This is a genomic window from Lysinibacillus sp. UBA5990 (assembly GCF_002429815.1).
Lineage (GTDB): Bacteria > Bacillota > Bacilli > Bacillales_A > Planococcaceae > Lysinibacillus > Lysinibacillus fusiformis.
This window is the reverse complement of the sequence record NZ_DJAY01000015.1, coordinates 1,340,120-1,359,981: the sequence shown is the minus strand read 5'-3', so window position 1 is coordinate 1,359,981 and position 19,862 is coordinate 1,340,120. Positions and strand designations below refer to the sequence as shown.

Sequence of the window (19,862 nt, the reverse complement as noted above, 5' to 3'; positions counted from 1 at the left end):
CCACATATAAATGGAGCTGCTTTAACAACCGTTCCACGAGCATCGCTGCTTCCAGCTGGTCGCTGCCTTTGGGCCGCAATAACAAAACTACCTATCAGCGGGAGATGTATTAAACCTCCGCTAATAGGTAGCTTTACTTTATTCATTAGTTAGGGGATGGATTACTTTCTTCTCTTTCTTCTCTTTCAACATCACGACAAGGAAGAATAAAATCGCTGCTGCTGCAAGAAGTATTGCTGCAATATAGAATGCTAATACTTTCGAACCAGTGATATCACCAATATAACCTGTAAGAGTTGGCGCAATAACTGATGAAGTCATTCCAAAGAAGTTAAAGATACCTAGTGCTTTGGCCATGCTATTGGAAGGTACTGAATCCGTTACATATGTGATTAAAACTGGATCAATGGCAAGTTTACCTAATAAACCGTATAAAATTAATGCTGCATAAAGGACAGAAGGGTTAGGTGCAAATACGGTTAAACTAATTGTTACGGCTGCCCCAATTAACAAGAAGATTATTAATTTCTGACGCATATGTGCATTTTTATCAATATACTTAGAAAATATCAATGCACCAGGTACTGCTGTGACTGCAACTAAAGCAGCTACATATCCTACTGAACCTTGTTCAAATCCTTTTTCTCCGACAAGGAATGATGGTAACCATGTCACGATCATGTAATAACCATAACATGTTGCAAAATAGACGAAGTAAATAGCTAATTTTTTTATCGAGAATAATTCTACGCCTTGAGATACTGTGGCTTGTGCTGTTATTTTATCTTCGGATGTTTCGTTTGTAGCTGTTTTTTTGTCTTGTTTAACAAATAAGGTAAACACAAATGTTACAGCTACTATTAAGACTGCTATCATATAAAGCATGTAATTCCATTGGATTTCAAGGCCACCTACTAATACAGATGAGCCTACTAGACCAATAACCATCCCTAATGCCGAACCACTGTTGATGATCGCATTAGAAAAGCTTTTCTTATCTTTTGGCATATATTTAGCGGATAATGAGAAGGCCGCACCATAGTATGAGCCAGTTGAAAGACCCGCCATTAAGGCGCCTACATAAACTTGAGTGATTGTCGTGCTTGATCCAATGACGACTGCTGCTAATGCAAATATGATAAACGCAGGGATCAATACTCGTTTTTGTCCAAATTTATCAACGAGTATTCCTGATGGAATTTGCATACCCGTATAGGCAAAGAAATAAATAGAAGCAATAAGTCCTACTTGAGTATCGCTAATATTACCAAGCGATTCTTGAATTTGTGGATATATTGGTGTGAGTATTGTACGATAAATCCAAATAGCTACCCAACCTAAACACAGGGCAAAAATGATTTTTTTGTAATAATTCGGGTCATTCTTTTTAACTGTTTGTCCCATAATATGACACTCCCATTTTTCTTTTTTTTTACTTATGTAGTGCTTAATTTAATTTTAGGTGATGAGTACGTAAATAACATTGTTCACTTTTAACAAAAACAGAACCAGCATTGCACATTTTAGACAAAAGACAATGTTTGAGAAGTTTATAAATGCATGACTTATGGCATTCTTATTTGCCGATTTCTACTCAGTGCTTTTGTATCTACAAACTTTTCTCGGCTCGAATAAACAAAAATAAGCCCGACTACCCTATAGGTAATCGGACCGATCGCAATCTAAGTGCAAACACCTTTGCTCAAATCCTATTTTGTAAAAAAATTTTACTCAGGTGTGACAATCCTTTGTAACCGCACGAAAGATTCTCCCTTGTGGATAATGCATCTACAAGGAAGAATCTTTTTTACTATGAAAACTAGTTAATCAACAGACGTGATGGTTAACTCTTTAATGATGTTTATGCGCAATAAAGCCGATTGGTGTCGGACCTGCAATCCCTAACATGATGAAATCTCTACTAGAATTATTAGTCATTCCGTGCTTTTCACCTGCACGTGAAACTACAACATCACCAGCTTTAATTTGAACCATTTCACCACATTCTGGATAATAATCTGCTGTTCCTTCAACAACAACCCAAATATCATCAGCTTTCTCGTGTGAGTGAAGTGGCAAAGTTTGTCCTGGGCGCATACACCATATAGCTCCAACAGTATTAGGTGTTTCATAAAAAATATGTTTTGTTGCTTCTTCTTCTCTAAACTCTTGAATATCTGGCCAATGGAAAATACGATTTTTTAAATCTTCTCTTGCTAATTGTTTTAATGTCATGGTATTTTCTCCTTGTTTCGAATTTCAAACTAGTCCCACGTCATTTAGCGTTTATCAGAAAATGATTATCTGCGAATAATATTTTGAGGTTTTCCCTCTAAGAATGCCATTGTGTTATCAAATGCAATTTTAGCCCGCAGTTCCATTGCCTCATTCGTAAGGAAGCCTACATGAGGTGTTAAAACAACATTTCTGGCATGTAATAGTTTATAGTCTTCAGGAATAGGCGGTTCCATATCAAATACGTCAATTCCCGCTCCTGCAATTCGCCCTTCATTTAATGCATCTGCTAATGCATCATTATCAACAATTGGGCCACGTGCACAGTTGATTAAAATAGCTGATTCCTTCATTAATTCTAATTTTTCTTTAGAGATTAATCCTTTTGTGCTTGAAAGTAATGGGATATGTAATGACACAATATCTGATTGTGCTAATAACTCATCTAATTCCATGTACTCGATACCCAAAATTTCAGCTTCCGGATTTCTTCTAGATTGGTCTGAAGCTACTATTTTTGCGCCAAATGCTTTAAACAAACGAGCCGTCATCATACCAATCTTTCCTGTACCAATCAAACCAACTGTTTTCCCTTTAATTTCACTACCTTGGAATGCTCCTGGGAAATGATCGGCATGGATTTCTTTATCACCCTGAGTGATATGACGGTACACATCTAATACTAAACCAATTGTTAATTCAGCAACTGCTTGATTCGCATATCCAGCTGCATTACATATCATAACATCTTGATTTCTCGCTTGCCCGATACCTACATGATCAACACCTGTAAAGGCTACATTTATTAATTGTAAATTGGCATTTTGATCAATCACTTCTGAAGGATAAGGATTATTAGCAATCATAATCACATCTGCACCTTCACTACGTTTTGCTAATTCTGCACTATCGGTTGTTTTCTTGTTGTAATAAACAAATTCGTGACCGGCCTGTTTGATTGGCTCCGCTAATTTTTCAATGATCGAATCTGAAACATTCAATGGTTCTAATAATTTGACTAACATTTCAATCCATTCCTTCCTATTATTTATTAATACGTCTGTTGATTAACTAGTTACCATAGGTTTATAGAAGAGAGATTCGCATTTCTTCAAGACTGTTATTTCACAGCAAGAGGTGGATGATATTTTTTGCACATATTGCACAAAAAAATCAGGTATTTTCGTTTTCAGTCACTTCCTTTTTTATTTTTTATTATGTTAATTGCTTAATTTAATTGTAGGATAGGTCCATTTAAATAACATTGTTCACTTTAAACAAAAACAGAAACGACATTACATGTTTTTGACTAAAGCTACTATTTAAAATAACTAGAAATACGCTTTAGGATTACTTTCCCTTGTACCTTTTCTGTAAGTTCTTCGTCATCTCATGGAAACTTGCCTTGGATTGAATATTCTTTAGTTGATAGCGTCTTGCGTAGAAGAAGATTTAATTTATTCAAGTCAAGTTCCAATGAATAATATCTACTATATCGTGGTGATCAACTAATTCCTCTAAAGCATGCCAAATTATTGACCATAATTCCCTCCTCCCTATTTTTAACGAGAATTCATTATTAAATCTCAACTTTTTATATTTTTTCTAGCAAGAGAATTGATTATTGAATGTCTCCATATTTAGCATAAATATAATTAATAGAACTTATATCCCTTAATATCCAATTAATTCATATATTTTTAGCAAAATTGACCATAATTATTGCAGATACATTACACAATTAAAAATAACATGTCAGAATCATAGGAAAGTGTTAATCAGTAATATTATTGAAAAATAACTCTTAACCGTTTCATGATATTCTTACTTTAGTTCAAAAGCGATTGCTTTTTGAAAGGGGTAAGGATTAATTGAAGAAAAAAATATTACTACCGATTTTTGCATCTTTTATGTTCTTTACAGGAATAGGTATTCACGATGCGCAAGCAGCTACATATACAGATATAACAAATACAGCAAAAGCATATATTGGTGCTCCTTATAAATATGGAGGCACAGATATTAAGACAGGTGTTGATTGTTCTGCCTATACACAATTAGTATTTTCTAAGTTAGGTATTTCATTAGAACGTACATCGAATGCTCAATATCAACAAGGTACTTCTATTGCTAAGGACAATTTAAAGACTGGCGACCTCGTATTTTTTAATACTTCGGGAAGCGGTGTTTCTCACGTTGGCATTTACATAGGTGACAGCAATTTTATTTCGGCTACTACTAGTTCAGGGGTTAAAATTGATAAAATCAATGACCCGTATTATTGGGGATTTCGTTACGTGGGGGCAAAACGTGTTGCAAGCTTCTCTGATTATGGAGAGGTAAAAGATGCTGAAATAGACTTTACTATTTATTCATCACGTGGAGAAGTCGCTCTTAAATTAGCTAAGAAGCTACAATTAGATACTAGTCATACAAATTCAAGTTTTCCTGATATAAAGCCAGGATCTAAATATGCAGGTGCTGCTGAAGCCCTAAAAAATATCGGTGTATTTACTGGTGATGAAAACGGGAAATTCAATCCAGGTTCACCTATTACACGCGGTCAACTATCAAAAGTTTTAGTAGAAGCATTCCACTTAAAACAACAAGGAGCTACAGAAAACTTTGTAGATGTTCCTGGATCACATTGGGCTAACAGCTATGTATCCATCCTTGCATCCAATAATATTACTGTAGGTAAAGGTGATAATTTATTTGGTGTTAACGATAATGTTACAATCGAACATTTAGATGCTTTTATCCAACGATTAACTCAATAATATGAAATGGCGTTTCACATTGATGAAACGCCATTTTTTTAATTTCAAGCTCACCTCCCCACTCAAATCCATCGCAAAGCCTTCTTAACCGTTTTGTTGCATCATTTTTTTAGAGGGAACAAATAGTGTTAAAATAAATGCGATAATCGCTAAGATGGTCATGAAATAATAGGCATCGCTGGAGCCTAAGATGGATGCTAGTGTTCGAACCATTTCAGCCGTAGCATTGGGTGTTTCTACAAGCAAGCTTTTCGCATGGCTTGTCGTTTGTGCTGTAAAAATGGTGATGACCACAGCAGCTCCTATCGCACCCGAAATTTGACGCAACGTATTATTAACTGCTGTACCATGTGTGATAAGTGTTTTCGGCAAGGCATTTAACCCAGCTGTGTTCAAAGGCATCGTAATAAAACTCAAACCTATACGTAGGAAAATGGTACGGATCATTAAAAAAGTAAAAGATGTAGTTTCTGATAAATCTGTAACAATCCACATAGAAGGTATGATGAAAATTAAACCAATGATAAACAACGGCTTCGCTCCATAACGGTCATACATTTTTCCTGTAACAGGAGACATAAAGGCATTTACAAGTGCACCAGGTAGTAATAATAAACCTGCGTCTAATGCCGTAAATCCTCTCCCATTTTGTAAATAGATTGGTAATAAAATCATATCCGCATACATCATCATTGTGACAATCATATTGATGATGGACGTTAATGTAAATACTTTATTTTGAAATACGGATAAATTTAGAAGCGGATCATTGGATTTTATTTGTCTTAAACAAAATATTGCAATGGTTACGATCCCTACAATGATCGTACTGATGACCACCTTATCATCCCAGCCGTGACTACCTGCATTACTAAATCCATATAAAATTAAACCAAAACCAATAGTTGATAATATAACACTCATTACGTCTAACTTCGTTTTGGCTGTTTCAGAGACATTTATCAAGTATTTTACGGCTAATAAAATAATGATGACCACCAACGGAATGAGACCGATAAATAACCAACGCCATGAATAATAATCGATAATAAAGCCTGCTAATGTAGGGGCAATTGCTGGAGCGAAAATCATCGCAAGTCCTATTAACCCCATCATACTGCCCCTTTTATCAGGTGGGAAAATAAACATGACGATACTCATCAGCAGTGGCATAATAATTCCTGCGCCAACGGCTTGAACCATACGCCCTATTAACAACAAAGCGAAGTTCGGTGCCATAGCACATATAATCGAACCAATTAATAAAAATAGCATGGAGCTAATAAATAATTGGCGTGTAGAAAAACGTTTCATTAAGTATGCCGTAATGGGAACTAATACTCCGTTCACTAACATAAAGCCAGTAGATAACCACTGTACAGTTGTAGCTGAAACTGAAAATACTTCCATTAAATTACTCAATGCTACGTTTAACAATGTTTGATTCAGTGTCGATAAAAAACAGCCTAAGATTAAGACAGTTAACAACACTTTTTTATTGATCAATTCCGACATGCTAAAATTCCTCTTTCTACTTGTTTTATTAACACACTGTCAATAAAATAGATAATAACATTTTTATTTTTTGATGCCTATTTACAATTTTTAAAGAAGTGTTAATTAAACAACAGATTTATAAAAACTATTAATAAAATAGAATTTAATAGATAAAGGAGAATGTCATTGATGTCACAGAAAAAGCAAGATCCACGAGCTATTCGATCTAAACGAGTGTTTAAAGAAGCTGTTGTAGAAATATTAATTGAAGATCCGGACATTACAAAACTTACCGTACAAAAAATAGCCCAGCGTGCTGAGCTAAATCGTGCAACCTTTTATTTGCATTTTATAGATATCAATGATTTATTAAAGCAAGTTGTGTACGATATTTTTGACGACCTGTCGATGAAAATATCACCTACTTTACAAATCGACAATTTAAATAATCAAGAAAAATTGATGACCTTTTTAGATTATTTTTATAAACATCGAAAAATTTTAGCTGTGCTTTTTGAACATCCTGGCTTCAAAAGGAAATTCCATAGAATGTTAAAAGACATGATTGTGATTAAGCGTGAAAGGGAATGTTTGGATCCGACAGAAATAACACTATCTATGGATATACTCGCCTCGTCGGTACTAGGCATCATTATGTGGTGGCTTAAAGATGGCATTCAGTTTAGTTCAGAGTATATCGCCAATCAAATGATTGCGTTATATCGATAATTAGTCGTTATAATGAGATTATTTTAACTAAAAAACAGGTGTTGCTAATTTAAGCAACACCCGTTTCCCTACCTATTTCACTTCTACTTGTTTTTCAGCCTCATTAGGCATCATATTTTCTTGATTTGGTTTAACTCTTTTAATAAAGAATGCAAGAATGAGTGCGATCACCGCAATCAATGTTGAAATAAAGAAGGTGTAATTGATACCATGGAGCATGGCTTCATTCATGATTTGTTGTTTTAGTTCAGCGGCACCCTGTGTAGATGTCTGTGCATTGGCACTCATATTATTCATGGCACTAGCAGCTATTTCTTCAGCTTTAGCAGTTGTTTTATTGTTCATTACTGTAATCAATACAGCTGATCCAATCGCACCGGATACTTGCTGAAGCGTATTGTTCATTGCTGTTCCGTGTGGATTATTATGTGCTGGTAGCTGATTCAGACCATTTGTCATAACGGGCATCATAACCATCGACATTCCAAACATACGTAATGTATATAGCAGAACAAGTGTCGAATAAGCCGTATCCATACTTATTTTACTAAAGTAATAAGAAGTGACAATCGTGATGATTAATCCAAATACGGCTAAGCTTCTTGCGCCATATTTATCAAAGAGCTTCCCGGTAATTGGCGACATGATCCCCATCACAATCGCACCTGGTAGCATTAATAAACCTGAATCCATTGGTGAAATACCACGAATCGTTTGTACATATATAGGCATTAATATCATTGCGGAGAACATAGCTACCGCAATGACGATGGAAATTGCCGATGATAAGGCAAACATAGGATATTTGAAAATACGAAACTCAAGCATTGGTTCATCCATACGAAATTGACGAAGGACAAAGGTAATTAAAGCAATCGTTCCGACAATTATTGTTCCATAGACAAGTACATTGTCCCAACCCTTTTCCCCTGCCGAACTAAAGCCGTATAGCAGTCCGCCGAATCCGATACTCGATAGAATGAGTGATAGCACATCAAGCTTAATGGCACGTTGTGGTGTCACATCCTTCAATTTAAAGGCTGCAAAGATTAATGTCAAAATAGCAATTGGTAGAACAATATCAAATAACATTCTCCAGCTATAATGCTCAATGATCCAGCCGGACAGTGTAGGTCCAATTGCAGGAGCAGTAATCATCACGAGACCGAACATCCCCATAGCTGCACCTCGTTTTTCAACTGGGAATGCAGTAAGCATAACATTCATTAGTAAAGGCATCATTATGGCTGAGCCGGCAGCTTGAATCATACGTGCCGCTAATAATACACCAAATGCTGGTGCAATACTTGCTAGGAATGTACCTAGTGTAAATAAGGCCATTGCGGTAATAAATAGCTTTTTATCTGTAAAACGTTGAATAAAGAATGCACTTGCCGGTATTAAAATACCGTTAATCAACATATAGCCTGTGGAAAGCCATTGTACGGCAGTAGCATTTACGTCAAATTCCGTCATAATGGCTGGGAGAGCAATGTTTAATAATGTTTCATTCAAAATTGCGACAAATGCCCCAATAAATAAAATGGCAATCATGCCGTATGGCGCTTTTGTCTCGACAGAAATGGTATTCTCCGACATGTAGTATCAATCCTACTTTCTTTTAACTTTTTCATTTTCTTGAGAATTTCGATTGTCTTTTTAGGTCTGGACTTCTTCGTCAATGAGCTGAGTAGTTTTTTCCTCCCATCTGTTGTAGTGCCTTTGCTGATTTCATAGCAACCACCCCTTTAAAAACTAATTAATAAAACTGTTGACGAAAGAATAGAGTATATTGTATAATTAAAATAGGGAAAGTACGTGGTAAGTTAATTATACAATGTCTATCTCTATAAATTTACCATAAACCATTGTTGATTTCAATGTGTTCTACATATATTTTTTTGAAAAAAGTCGATTCTTTTCTTACAGAGAATCGACTTTTTTATTGCTTATTTCTTGATTAAGCCATCATTCGTTAATTCGTAAATGGTTGATACAACTTCCTTTAAGTATCGGCGGTCATGCGAAACACTAATAATGGCGCCACCATATTGGGCTAATGCATGACACAGTACAGGCGTTGTCAAAGGACTAAAGTTTCTCGTTGGTTCATCCAATATTAATAGTTCACAACCGTCCATAATCATCTTTAACAAAAGCAGCTTAGCCTTCTGACCACCGCTTAACTGGCCAATCTTTTGCTGCATTTCATCGCTCGTAAATTTCATGCTCCCCAAATGAGTAAAAGCTTTCGTCATTGCTTCCTTATCACCTGTTCTTTCTAAAAAACGAATAGGAGTTTGATTTGGGTCCAATAAATCCTCGTAATTTTGCGGCATATATCCAATTTTTAATGAAGAACGGTCCTTCAACGTGTCCAATATCCTTTTTAGCAAGGTTGATTTCCCTACCCCATTTTCCCCAATAATCGCAACCTTTTCTGGTCCAATGATCGATAAGTTTATATTTTGGGAAAGCTGTTTGTTTGCTATTTCAAGCGTTTCCAATGATAGCTCTAGAATTTTTTTATGGCGATGTATATGGATTGAGGAATCGAATCGGAATTCGCTTGCCTCCTCTACAATTGGAATCTCGAAAAAATTCTCTGTAGCTCTGTCCATTCGCTGCTTTTGGTGTTTTAATGATTTTACTTTCTTCTGTAATCTCGGGTCCGAGCGAGCTACATTTTGATGCTGATGCTCTGCCTTATTCCATACATCATGCCATTTTTCCATCTGTTTTTTATAATCGGCTGCTTGCTTCCTCGCTACCTGCTCTTGTTTGCGTAAATCGTTTTCCCGATGTACTAGGTATGTTTCATAGGGCTCTCTTGAAAATGTATATTTGGGTATTTGCTTGCGATTGGTAAGCTCCATATGAATAATAGCATTCGCTGTATTTTTAATAAATGTTTCATCATGCGATACAAATATGATGGGAATCGTAGTTTGCTGCATATACGTTTCTAGCCAATCTATTGTGCCTATATCTAAATCGTTTGTCGGTTCATCCAGTAACAGAACATCAGGATTCATGGAGAGTAATTTTAAAAAACGATATTTAAATCGTTCCCCTCCTGAGAAATCACTAATCGTTTGATCTGAAACCAAGGATTGGATATTAAAATCATCCATGGCCATTAACAGAGCCTTATTCCAACTATTATCTAAAAATAATTCAGTGATCGTTAACACTTCTTCCTGTGCCGATAGTTCCTGTGAAAGATAACCTACTAAGTAGCCGTCCTTATGAATTTTTCCTTCAAACGTACAATAATCCGTCATTAATTTTTCGTTATAAATACATTTTAATAATGTACTTTTGCCATTGCCCTCCTCACCTATAATGACAATTTTGTCTCCTTTTTCAATACTTAGCTGGAATTGATTGATCAACGTCCGATTGTCTTTAATTGTTCTGATGGTTAGATGTTGAATTTCAATCATGTGAATGCTCCCTTCATTAATTCTTCCGTAATCATTCCTTTTAGTTGTTCATATGCATCACCCCGACATTTGATAAAAACAAAAAAGATGCCTCTGTTTATAAACAGAAGCATCTTGCTCAATGAAAATAGTTTCCCTATGTATCAACCTATATGGGTGTCCAGATTTTTTAATCAGTGGCAACCATTTGATCATTTATGTTGATTCAGTATTTGTTCGAACACTCAACATTTTTTGAATGAGCATAAACAGTCATAGAGTAGTAATTTCTAAATATGATAGGTGAAGAATGGCTTCTTGTTTATTTATATTGAAATGATGTTTTCGAATAAATAAACAATGGCTCATCTTTTCACCCTCCGATCAATTTAAGTAACTCTACTTTAACATAAAATTCTATTTATTGTCAATTTCATTCATTTTACTCTCAGTTTTTAACAATGGATAAATATTCAAATGCTGTGATACCAAAAATACTTTTAAAATGTTTATTCAAATGGGGTAAATCAACAAATCCACATTGTGCAACTCCCGCATAAATATCACCTGTTTGTTCAATAATGGATTTAGCTCGTTCGACTTTACAGTTTAAGAAATATTGATAAGGCGTAATCCCAGTGTGCTTTTTAAAAAGACGAATGAATTGGAATGTTGTCAATTGTAGCTCCTGACAGATATCTTCGATTTTTAGTGTATTCTCTACATGTGAATGGATGATTTCTTTGGCTTTTCTAATCATAATACTATCCATTTGCATTGCTGGACTAAAATCTTGCTCCACTAAGCCATCTGATAAATGTAAAAACAACTCATGACATAATGCTGAATTTTCTTCTGTTAAAATGGCATGTGACAGTTTTAGTATATGATTCTTTATACGATTGTTATAGATAATGGGCTTATCAAAACTAATGATTTCTCTTTTTTGAATAGCCTCTAAAAATAAAGATGGCTCTACGTAAAGCATTACATATTCGAGTCCTTCACGATTATAAGCCATTCCGTCATGTACTTGTTCAGGATTAAAAAGCATAACGCCATTTTGGTGTGAAAGCTGTAAACTTCCATCTAGATGATAATGCTGGATACCTTTTAACGTTACCCCGAATGCATATTCTTGATGAGCATGCTTTTTATACTTAAAATCAGTAAAGCTTGCCTTCAATGCTGTAATTCCATCCATTTTTTTATAAGTAAATTGCTGCATTCTTTTCCCCTCTATTCAATCCAAATCATGATGGCTGCGTATATTAAACAACATGCCATGCAAGCATTGACGACTTTTTTATGGTGTTGTAAAAATTGTTTAAAGATAGCTCCAAACAATACCCATAATAAGAAAGCTATTAATCCGATGAGGGTAATGGCGAATACACTTACGAATACCGCAAAAAACGATTCATAGTATGGTAGCACAAAGCTTGGAATAACTGTCATTGTAAATAATACGACTTTAGGGTTTAAAAATTGCATGAAAAAACCAGATTTAAAGTTTCCAGCTTTATTAGTAGCATCACTCGAAATATCGATTTTAACTATTTGATAGGCTAGATAAAGCATATAAGCAGTTCCGATAATTTGCATGATTAGCAAGACTTTTGGGACCAAAGTTGAAAACAATGAATTTAGAAAAGCTGATAATGCTAATAAAATAAAAAACGCAATTGTAGAACCATAAGAAAAATGTAAGCCCTTTTTAATACCGTAATTTTGTGTCGTTGATAAAATAACCACATTTGTCGGCCCTGGTGTAGCCGTAATAATAAAACAGTACAATAAAAAAGATGTAATATCCATGAAGCAAACTTCCTTTCAAGTTTATCTCTTTGAATTATTACATCTATTATTAAAATCATTATAGTACAAAATTGCACATTTACTTTGTCCAATCACTTGGTTTCCAATCCTCTTCTATCCATTTTTGATTTGGTGCTTCATAAGGTGCAGTTGAGATTAATTTGTCTTGATGCCATGCTGCTGCTTTAGATCGAATCATTTCATCTAACAATGGTTGTACAAATTCCTCGGGTTTTAAACGGAAAGAGTGGACAGCGAAATCGTAAAACCAACTGCAGCTTAGTAGATAAGGAGTGATTTCTCTACTCTTTAATCCATTTTTTATCATCAGCGTAAATGAAAAAATTCGCTTACAGGCATGCCAAGCCATTTTTTCAGGAGACTCTATCCATTTTTCAAGTCTTTCTCTTGCTTTGTCTATCATTATGGATGGCTCATCGATAGCCCGACCGTGACCAGGATATGCTTTTTTGATAGAAAGTCTAGCGAGTCGATCTAAACTTTCAATGGAACGTCTTATACTGTTTGTCCCTTCTCTAAATATATTCAGCCATCCCACATCATTATAATGAAATAAATCTCCACAAATTAATATTTCCTGTTTTTGCTCGTATAAAGAAATATGACCCAATGTATGTCCGGGTGTATGTAAAACTTGGAAAGCACTTTGCCCCGTCATAATTTGCTGTTCATCTACTAGTAATTGCTGAACAGTGTATTGTTCCACGGGTTGATCTAAAAAATGTGCACCACAGGACTCTAAATCGCATTGATTCACCATTTCACCTTCCCAAGGATGTGCAGCAACGGGTATTTCATACTGCTGTTGAAAATAATGATTTCCTCCAACATGATCGCTATGATAATGGGTATTAATAATGCCGTTTAATTGCGCTGGTAAAATCCCTGCAGATGTTAAAAGCTGCTCAGTTCGCACAATATCGCTGCCAAATCCAGTATCTACTAAAAATGATTGATCACCACGAATAATTATACTATTCGCACTTGGAAATGGACGTTCAAAAAAAAGAATCTCAGTACTTTTCATATATACCCCCTACTTTGATTTATAAAATAATACCTGAAAAACTCCCCTTTAATACTTCTTTGTCCAATTGATTGATGCATGTAAATAGTGCTGTAATGGCTGTTCGATTTTTTTCATCTCGTTCAAATTGCTCGATTATGACGTTGCAACGAATCGTATCCTCGCTAAAACTGGACGTAAAAACTCGAAATTCATGTTACGAGCTAGCACATTAGAGTCTCCCCCTACTTTTGTAGGAAGTGAGGCTGTTAGTAGCCCTTGCACAACAAACCGCCCTTGTTCGTCAGGCGTTATATGATGAGCACCTTCATCTTTAGAAACCTTCGTAAATAATTCTACATCTTCCTTTATAAAAGTACGTTCAAATGTTATTTTTTCCCCTATTTGTAATACCATCATCATCCCCCTTAGCTAAGTAATCAAAAAGTTGTTATAATCAGAATATTAAAACTTATTGATAGATTACTCAACTATTTTCCCTAGCTTTTCTATAAAAGTAGCCACCTAGCGCGCTGATGGTAGTGCGGAGCTAGGTGGCTACTTCATGTTTTTAACTAGATTTGATTGGAGTATATAAGGAGTGCCTATATCCCTTATATATTCTCGTGGGCAATAAAATATAATAAGTAGTGACTGCCTTGATTTTTTTCATCGGCAGCTAAAGCTAAAAATGAGACTGTTCGAACAGGTAAAGCTTTAAAACAACATTAACGATAGGTGTTGTGAATGTTATAACCTCTTTATTAAAAGTGGGCTTCTAGCATTTTTTCGTAAAAACCTCTGTGACACATGGACCTACTAGCATTAGTGACCTACCTCGTCCCTAATATCCTCGGCATTCTGTCAAGGTTTCCCTATCACCTTCCCCATTTACAGATTTCATTACTTGTGCGAATAATTGTGAATCGATCCACACGTCTATGATTGTCGATAGCTTTGATGGATGTTGGTTATCCATGTTTCTATCATAAATACTTTCCCTACTTTTTTAACCATCCACATTAGTGTTAATTTAACCATCCACTTGTCTATTATTGACAAAAACTCATCTTTTTCCATTTAGGCAATGCAGTGCTTGTGCAAACCTTTTGATTCCTTCATCGATGGACCGAATATCTTCTCTGCCGTACGTAAAACGGACAAATCCCTTTTGTGAACCCATAGTCGAGCCAGGCACATAGATGACTCCACGTTTAATAGATTCTTCTAGTAATTGCGTTTCATTATAATCTTCCATCAGTACTTGGCACCATATATGAATGCCGCCCTGTGGTGGAAAAAATGTTACCTGATCCTTTAAGTACGTATTGAGACTTTGGACAATTGTATCTCGGCGTCTTTCTAATTCTTTCACTAAATGTTTCATATGCAAGTTAAAATTGGCTGACTCTAAAAAATCATTCGCTATCCATTGCGTGAAGCTGGAGTGGCCAAAGTCAATTTGTTGCTTGGCGTCGGATAGTCTTTCAATAACTGATGTAGGACCAATAATCCAGCCAATTCGTAAACCTGAAGCTACAATTTTAGATAAGGAGCTAATATATAATACATTTCCGTTTTTATCTAATGATTTTAATGTTGGTCTTTTCTCACCTGAAAAGGCTGTTAAGCTATAGGGGTCATCCTCTACTACTGGAATGCCTAGCTTGGACGATATTTCTAGAATAGCCTCTCTTTTCTTTATAGCTAATGAAGAGCCTGTTGGGTTATGAAAATCTGGGTTTAAAAATATCATTTTAATTCGATGCTTTTTATATAGTGCTTGCAAATCATCCGGATTAATGCCATCCTTATCAATAGGAAGATAATGGATTTTTAAACCAGCTGATTTAAAAATAGGTAAATTGAAGTTATACGAAGGATCTTCAATCGCGACAGCATCTCCAGGCTTTAACAGGCATTGGACAATCAAATGTAACGCCTGTTGAGCTCCAGAAGTAATCAGGATGGAAGAAGGCTTTGTATCAATTCCTCTGGTAGTTTTAATATGGTTTGTAAGGGTTGTTCGTAGAATCTCACTTCCTTGTGGGTGATCATATCCAAGACTACCAATGAAAGAACGTGTTGCTGTAATCTCTCTTAATGCGCTTTTAGGAAAAAGATCCTCCGATAACTCTCCGGTCGCTAAATTGATGAGTTTGTGTTCCACTGCCTCTTTTCTTATTTTTTGCGTAACAGGAAGATTCGGTAAAAAGGAGCCTGCCTCAATATATCGATTCCAGCTCGGAATTCGCTTTCTTGTGATTCCCCAAATATCTTTACTAATGGTTGTACCGCTTCCTCTATTGCGCTCAATTAGTCCCATTGCTTCTAATTCGTCATAGGCACTAACAACTGTACTTCTATTTACCTGTAAAGCATTCGCTAAATATCGCTCTGATGGTAATGGTTTATCGGGCGGAAATGTTCCGTCAGCAATCCCCTTTTCAATATATTCTGCAAGTTGTTTATAGATAGCCTTTTTTGCATGTCGATCTGGTTTCCAATTCATCTAATCTCACCTCTATATGCCTCTTTTTTCTAGCTTTGTCTGAAAAGCTAAAAAGTCAATCGTAATATAATGTTAACGATAAATAACCATCCACTTTCTTAATACTTTCGCCATCCACTTTTAATTTTAGTCCATAAAAATCTATGAAAACCCTTACTTGACGCATATTCCTCTCGATATTATTATACTAAAATTACTTTCTTAGTTTTAGAACGTTCTGTGTTATCTTGCAAAACGCCTTGTCTTTCAATGGATGTACCCCTATGATAAAAATCAATTGTGAATCAAAATCCATACAAACCTATAGTAACCGATAGCCACTCAAAGAATCAGTTAAAGGGGTTTGTTTATGAAAAAAAGTTGGCTCAGATTAATTGGTCTTTTCACTATTGTCACTATGTTAACCGGTTGTGACCCACTTTTAGTATTAGATCCAAAAGGTCCTCAAGCTCAAGTACAAGCCAAAGATATTATGCTATCGATAGGGATTATGTCCTTTATCGTACTAGTCGTTTTTGTGATTTTAGCTTATATGTTAATGAAATTTCGTGCTTCCAAGCAAAGTCCCGACTATAAGCCTCCCCATATTAAAGGGAGCACAATGGTTGAAGTAATTTGTGTAGGTATCCCTGTGTTAATTGTTGCGTACATGTCTATTATTTCAGTTCAAAGTAATTACAAGGTGGAATCGACACCGGAAAAATACAAAGATGAAAAGCCATTGGTCATTTATGCTTCAACATCTAACTGGAAATGGCATTTTAGTTATCCAGAAGAAGATATTGAAACCGTAAATTATTTGTATATTCCTGCAGAGCGTCCAATCGAATTCAAGCTTTATTCGTATGGACCGATTACTAGCTTCTGGATTCCTCAGCTTGGGGGTCAAAAATATGCAATGGCCGATATGGTGAATACCTTGCATTTGGCTGCGGATATGCCCGGAGAGTTTATGGGAAGAAATGCAAACTTTAATGGAAAAGGTTTCGCGGAAAATACGTTTAATGTTACAGCGATGACTCATGATGAATTTGATGCATGGGTGAAGGAAGTAAAGGAAACAGCAGATTTATTAACAGAGGAAAAATTTAATACGTTATTAGAACCAGGTCATGTGGGACAGTCCACATTCAATGGAACGCATTTAACGTTTCTACCGGCACCTGAGGGTGAACATGGTGGACATCAGCATGGCTCTTCACACGAAAAAGATCATGCCTCTCAATAAATCAATCTTGAATTTCTCAAACGAAACTAGTTTACGATAAGGTTTATGTCGAAAGGAGACATAGTCAGATGGATTACTTTGAACGTTTTGCTATACCCCATCCAAGCCCAGCTATTTATGCATCTATGGTCGCTATTGGTCTAACGGTTATAGCGATTATTGTTGGATTAACTTATTTTAAAAAGTGGGGTTATCTTTGGCGGGAATGGTTAACAACAGTTGATCATAAACGCATTGGTATTATGTATTTAATTTCTGCCATTCTTATGCTATTCCGTGGCGGTGCTGATGCTATTATGATGCGAGCACAAATGGCAGTTCCTGATAATAAATTACTTGATGCCCAGCATTATAATGAAATATTTACAACACATGGTACGGTCATGATTATCTTTATGGCAATGCCGTTTATTATGGCCTTTATGAATTACATTGTACCGCTTCAAATTGGCGCAAGAGACGTGGCCTTCCCGCGTTTGAATGCTTTAAGCTTTTGGCTATTTTTCATGGGAGCTATGTTATTAAATATTTCCTTTGTTATTGGCGGTTCACCTGATGCTGGCTGGACGAATTATTTCCCTCTTGCTAGTAATGAATTTAGTCAATCTGTAGGGGTCAACTATTACTTGTTTGCTCTACAAATTTCAGGGTTAGGTACATTAATTACTGGTATTAATATGATTGTTACCATTCTCAAAATGCGAGCTCCAGGAATGACATTAATGAAAATGCCTATGTTTACGTGGTCTTCATTAGTCGCAAACGTAATTATCGTTTTTGCCTTTCCGGTATTAACGGTTGCCCTTGTCATGGGAACATTCGACCGCCTATTTGCTACGAACTTCTTCACAACATCTAATGGTGGTATGGATATGCTATGGGCCAATTTCTTCTGGGTTTGGGGACATCCTGAGGTTTATATCCTCATTTTACCTGCCTTTGGGCTGTACAGTGAGATTATTTCGACCTTCTCTGGACGCAATCTCTATGGCTATAAATCGATGGTCGGCTCCATGGTGATTATTTCCTTCCTATCGTTTTTAGTATGGACCCATCATTTCTTTACAATGGGGCAAGGCGCTTTAACAAATAGTATTTTTTCAATAACAACGATGGCTATTGCTGTGCCGACTGGGGTGAAGATATTCAACTGGTTATTCACCTTGTGGAAAGGAAAAATTGTCTTTACAACACCGATGCTTTATTCCATGTTGTTTATCCCTACTTTTACAATAGGTGGCGTAACAGGTGTAATGCTAGGTATGTCAGCAGCTGATTACCAATACCATAATACCATGTTTTTAGTAGCTCACTTCCATATGGTCATTATTCCTGGTGTTGTATTTGCCATGCTAGCAGGATTACATTACTATTGGCCAAAAATGTTTGGCTTTATGTTAAATGAAAAAATCGGCAAAGTGACGGCTTGGATTATTGCAATCAGCACCCTACTTGCCTTTATGCCGATGTTCTTCTCTGGCTTAGATGGACAAGCACGTCGCATGTATACTTACTCAGCATCTACAGGTTTTGGTATGTGGAATATGGTTTCCTTTGTCGGCGCTATTGGTCTTACAATTGGCTTTTTGTTAATTGTCTACAACGTTTATTACAGTATTCGTTATGCACCAAGAAACATTGGCTCAGATCCATGGGACGCACGTACACTAGAATGGGCTACACCAAGTCCTGTGCCGTACTATAATTTTGCAAAAGTACCACATGTCATTTCAACTGAAGCTTTATGGGATGCAAAATATCGTCAGCATGATTTGTTCCCAGAAAAATACGAAAAAATTCATATGCCAAATAACAGCGGTATACCATTTATTTTAGGCTGTATATTCTTTGCTTGGGGCTTCTCATTTGTATTTGGTATGTGGATTCCAACGATCGTTACAACTATCGGGATTTTTATTTGCATGGCTCACCGTTCATTGGAAAAAGATCCTGGACATTATGTACCTGTCGAAAAAGTGAAAGAAACGGAATCAAAATTGCGAGGTAGTCAATCATGAAAATCGATCAATCACTCCCTTTAGAATATAGTACACAGCAAAATCAATTGAATATACTAGGCTTTTGGGTATTTATCGGCGCTGAAATCATGCTTTTTGGAACGCTGTTCGCAGCTTATTTTGTGCTAGTGGATCGTACGGGAACAGGTCCAACTGGAGCGGACATTTTTGAAATAACACCTGTTTTATTTGAAACATTTATTCTACTAACAAGTAGCTTTACCATTGGTCTAGGCGTTCATGCTATGCGCAAAGGCTATATGAAAGCGATGATTACATTCTATGTTTTGACGCTATTACTAGGTGTAACATTTATTGGGTTTGAAGTTTATGAGTTTATTCATTATGTTCATGTTGGTGCAGGCTTACAAACGAGCGCCTTTACAGCTACCCTTTTGACAACATTAGGGACGCATGGTGCCCATGTCACATTTGGTGTGTTCTGGGGCATGTTTATTGTCTACCAACTAATTACGCGTGGATTAACGCCTGAAACAGCTAATAAATCTTTCATCTTCTCCTTATACTGGCATTTTTTGGATGTGGTTTGGATTTTTATCTTCAGTTTCATTTACTTGAAAGGAATGGTGTGA

15 protein-coding genes and 1 pseudogene are annotated in these 19,862 nt (G+C 36.0%); 5 read left to right on the top strand and 11 right to left on the bottom strand.

Going from position 1 to position 19,862, the window contains the following annotated elements; translation table 11 throughout:
- Positions 1–138: 138 nt before the first annotated feature.
- The 3 genes from B3D94_RS19345 to B3D94_RS19335 form a co-directional block, all read right to left on the bottom strand.
- Positions 139–1,404 carry an MFS transporter gene (locus B3D94_RS19345; protein WP_069481384.1) on the bottom strand — a complete coding sequence of 422 codons (1,266 nt, stop codon included), beginning with the start codon at positions 1,402–1,404 and terminating at the stop codon, positions 139–141.
- A gap of 447 nt (positions 1,405–1,851) precedes the next feature.
- Positions 1,852–2,235, bottom strand: a complete 384-nt coding sequence (locus B3D94_RS19340; protein ID WP_069481383.1) for a cupin domain-containing protein — start codon at positions 2,233–2,235, stop codon at positions 1,852–1,854.
- A gap of 65 nt (positions 2,236–2,300) precedes the next feature.
- On the bottom strand, positions 2,301–3,260 hold the full coding sequence (locus tag B3D94_RS19335) for a 2-hydroxyacid dehydrogenase (protein ID WP_291759536.1): 960 nt from the start codon (positions 3,258–3,260) through the stop codon (positions 2,301–2,303).
- Between the two features lie 846 nt (positions 3,261–4,106).
- Here B3D94_RS19335 and B3D94_RS19330 point away from each other — a divergent pair.
- On the top strand, positions 4,107–5,015 hold the full coding sequence (locus B3D94_RS19330) for a C40 family peptidase (RefSeq protein ID WP_291759534.1): 909 nt from the start codon (positions 4,107–4,109) through the stop codon (positions 5,013–5,015).
- An 84-nt stretch (positions 5,016–5,099) separates the two neighbouring features.
- Here B3D94_RS19330 and B3D94_RS19325 read toward each other — a convergent pair whose 3' ends face one another.
- Entirely contained in the window at positions 5,100–6,530 is a 1,431-nt protein-coding gene (locus tag B3D94_RS19325; protein WP_291759531.1) for a DHA2 family efflux MFS transporter permease subunit, read from the bottom strand.
- A gap of 171 nt (positions 6,531–6,701) precedes the next feature.
- On the opposite strand from B3D94_RS19325, the gene B3D94_RS19320 reads away from it, so the two are divergent.
- Positions 6,702–7,241, top strand: a complete 540-nt coding sequence (locus B3D94_RS19320) for a TetR/AcrR family transcriptional regulator (protein ID WP_083244674.1) — start codon at positions 6,702–6,704, stop codon at positions 7,239–7,241.
- 72 nt (positions 7,242–7,313) lie between these two features.
- On the opposite strand, the gene B3D94_RS19315 is transcribed toward B3D94_RS19320, so the two are convergent.
- The 7 genes and pseudogenes from B3D94_RS19315 to B3D94_RS19285 form a co-directional block, all read right to left on the bottom strand.
- Positions 7,314–8,840, bottom strand: coding sequence for a DHA2 family efflux MFS transporter permease subunit (locus B3D94_RS19315; protein WP_291759526.1), 1,527 nt, complete (start codon positions 8,838–8,840; stop codon positions 7,314–7,316).
- A gap of 350 nt (positions 8,841–9,190) precedes the next feature.
- Positions 9,191–10,687, bottom strand: coding sequence for an ATP-binding cassette domain-containing protein (locus B3D94_RS19310; RefSeq protein WP_291759523.1), 1,497 nt, complete (start codon positions 10,685–10,687; stop codon positions 9,191–9,193).
- A gap of 427 nt (positions 10,688–11,114) precedes the next feature.
- The gene (locus B3D94_RS19305) at positions 11,115–11,894 is read right to left on the bottom strand and encodes an AraC family transcriptional regulator (RefSeq protein WP_291759520.1); all 780 of its coding nucleotides are present in this window, start codon (positions 11,892–11,894) and stop codon (positions 11,115–11,117) included.
- Positions 11,895–11,905: 11 nt separating this feature from the next.
- Positions 11,906–12,484 (bottom strand): LysE family translocator, encoded by a 579-nt coding sequence (locus B3D94_RS19300; RefSeq protein WP_291759518.1) that lies wholly within the window; start codon positions 12,482–12,484, stop codon positions 11,906–11,908.
- A 79-nt stretch (positions 12,485–12,563) separates the two neighbouring features.
- Entirely contained in the window at positions 12,564–13,532 is a 969-nt protein-coding gene (locus tag B3D94_RS19295; RefSeq protein WP_069481374.1) for an MBL fold metallo-hydrolase, read from the bottom strand.
- Positions 13,533–13,551: 19 nt separating this feature from the next.
- Positions 13,552–13,928 (bottom strand): annotated as a pseudogene (locus tag B3D94_RS19290) (enoyl-CoA hydratase).
- A 649-nt stretch (positions 13,929–14,577) separates the two neighbouring features.
- Positions 14,578–16,023 carry a PLP-dependent aminotransferase family protein gene (locus B3D94_RS19285; RefSeq protein WP_291759515.1) on the bottom strand — a complete coding sequence of 482 codons (1,446 nt, stop codon included), beginning with the start codon at positions 16,021–16,023 and terminating at the stop codon, positions 14,578–14,580.
- A 349-nt stretch (positions 16,024–16,372) separates the two neighbouring features.
- Between B3D94_RS19285 and qoxA the strand changes: the two genes are divergently transcribed.
- The 3 genes from qoxA (at position 16,373) to qoxC (ending at position 19,862) form a co-directional block, all read left to right on the top strand.
- A complete protein-coding gene (qoxA, locus tag B3D94_RS19280; protein ID WP_291759512.1) occupies positions 16,373–17,251 on the top strand; it encodes a cytochrome aa3 quinol oxidase subunit II in 879 nt (292 codons plus the stop codon).
- Between the two features lie 68 nt (positions 17,252–17,319).
- The gene (gene qoxB / locus B3D94_RS19275; protein WP_291759509.1) at positions 17,320–19,269 is read left to right on the top strand and encodes a cytochrome aa3 quinol oxidase subunit I; all 1,950 of its coding nucleotides are present in this window, start codon (positions 17,320–17,322) and stop codon (positions 19,267–19,269) included.
- The gene (gene qoxC / locus B3D94_RS19270; protein WP_069481370.1) at positions 19,266–19,862 is read left to right on the top strand and encodes a cytochrome aa3 quinol oxidase subunit III; all 597 of its coding nucleotides are present in this window, start codon (positions 19,266–19,268) and stop codon (positions 19,860–19,862) included. The genes qoxB and qoxC overlap by 4 nt, the downstream gene beginning before the upstream one ends.

What these genes read in the sequence shown, in the direction of transcription:
- qoxB (WP_291759509.1), top strand. Translation starts at nt 17,320, where the DNA reads ATGGATTACTTTGAACGTTTTGCTATACCCCATCCAAGCCCAGCTATT.
- B3D94_RS19340 (WP_069481383.1), bottom strand. Translation starts at nt 2,235, where the DNA reads ATGACATTAAAACAATTAGCAAGAGAAGATTTAAAAAATCGTATTTTC.
- B3D94_RS19335 (WP_291759536.1), bottom strand. Translation starts at nt 3,260, where the DNA reads ATGTTAGTCAAATTATTAGAACCATTGAATGTTTCAGATTCGATCATT.
- B3D94_RS19300 (WP_291759518.1), bottom strand. Translation starts at nt 12,484, where the DNA reads ATGGATATTACATCTTTTTTATTGTACTGTTTTATTATTACGGCTACA.
- B3D94_RS19320 (WP_083244674.1), top strand. Translation starts at nt 6,702, where the DNA reads ATGTCACAGAAAAAGCAAGATCCACGAGCTATTCGATCTAAACGAGTG.
- qoxA (WP_291759512.1), top strand. Translation starts at nt 16,373, where the DNA reads ATGAAAAAAAGTTGGCTCAGATTAATTGGTCTTTTCACTATTGTCACT.
- B3D94_RS19295 (WP_069481374.1), bottom strand. Translation starts at nt 13,532, where the DNA reads ATGAAAAGTACTGAGATTCTTTTTTTTGAACGTCCATTTCCAAGTGCG.
- qoxC (WP_069481370.1), top strand. Translation starts at nt 19,266, where the DNA reads ATGAAAATCGATCAATCACTCCCTTTAGAATATAGTACACAGCAAAAT.
- B3D94_RS19345 (WP_069481384.1), bottom strand. Translation starts at nt 1,404, where the DNA reads ATGGGACAAACAGTTAAAAAGAATGACCCGAATTATTACAAAAAAATC.
- B3D94_RS19305 (WP_291759520.1), bottom strand. Translation starts at nt 11,894, where the DNA reads ATGCAGCAATTTACTTATAAAAAAATGGATGGAATTACAGCATTGAAG.
- B3D94_RS19325 (WP_291759531.1), bottom strand. Translation starts at nt 6,530, where the DNA reads ATGTCGGAATTGATCAATAAAAAAGTGTTGTTAACTGTCTTAATCTTA.
- B3D94_RS19310 (WP_291759523.1), bottom strand. Translation starts at nt 10,687, where the DNA reads ATGATTGAAATTCAACATCTAACCATCAGAACAATTAAAGACAATCGG.
- B3D94_RS19285 (WP_291759515.1), bottom strand. Translation starts at nt 16,023, where the DNA reads ATGAATTGGAAACCAGATCGACATGCAAAAAAGGCTATCTATAAACAA.
- B3D94_RS19315 (WP_291759526.1), bottom strand. Translation starts at nt 8,840, where the DNA reads ATGTCGGAGAATACCATTTCTGTCGAGACAAAAGCGCCATACGGCATG.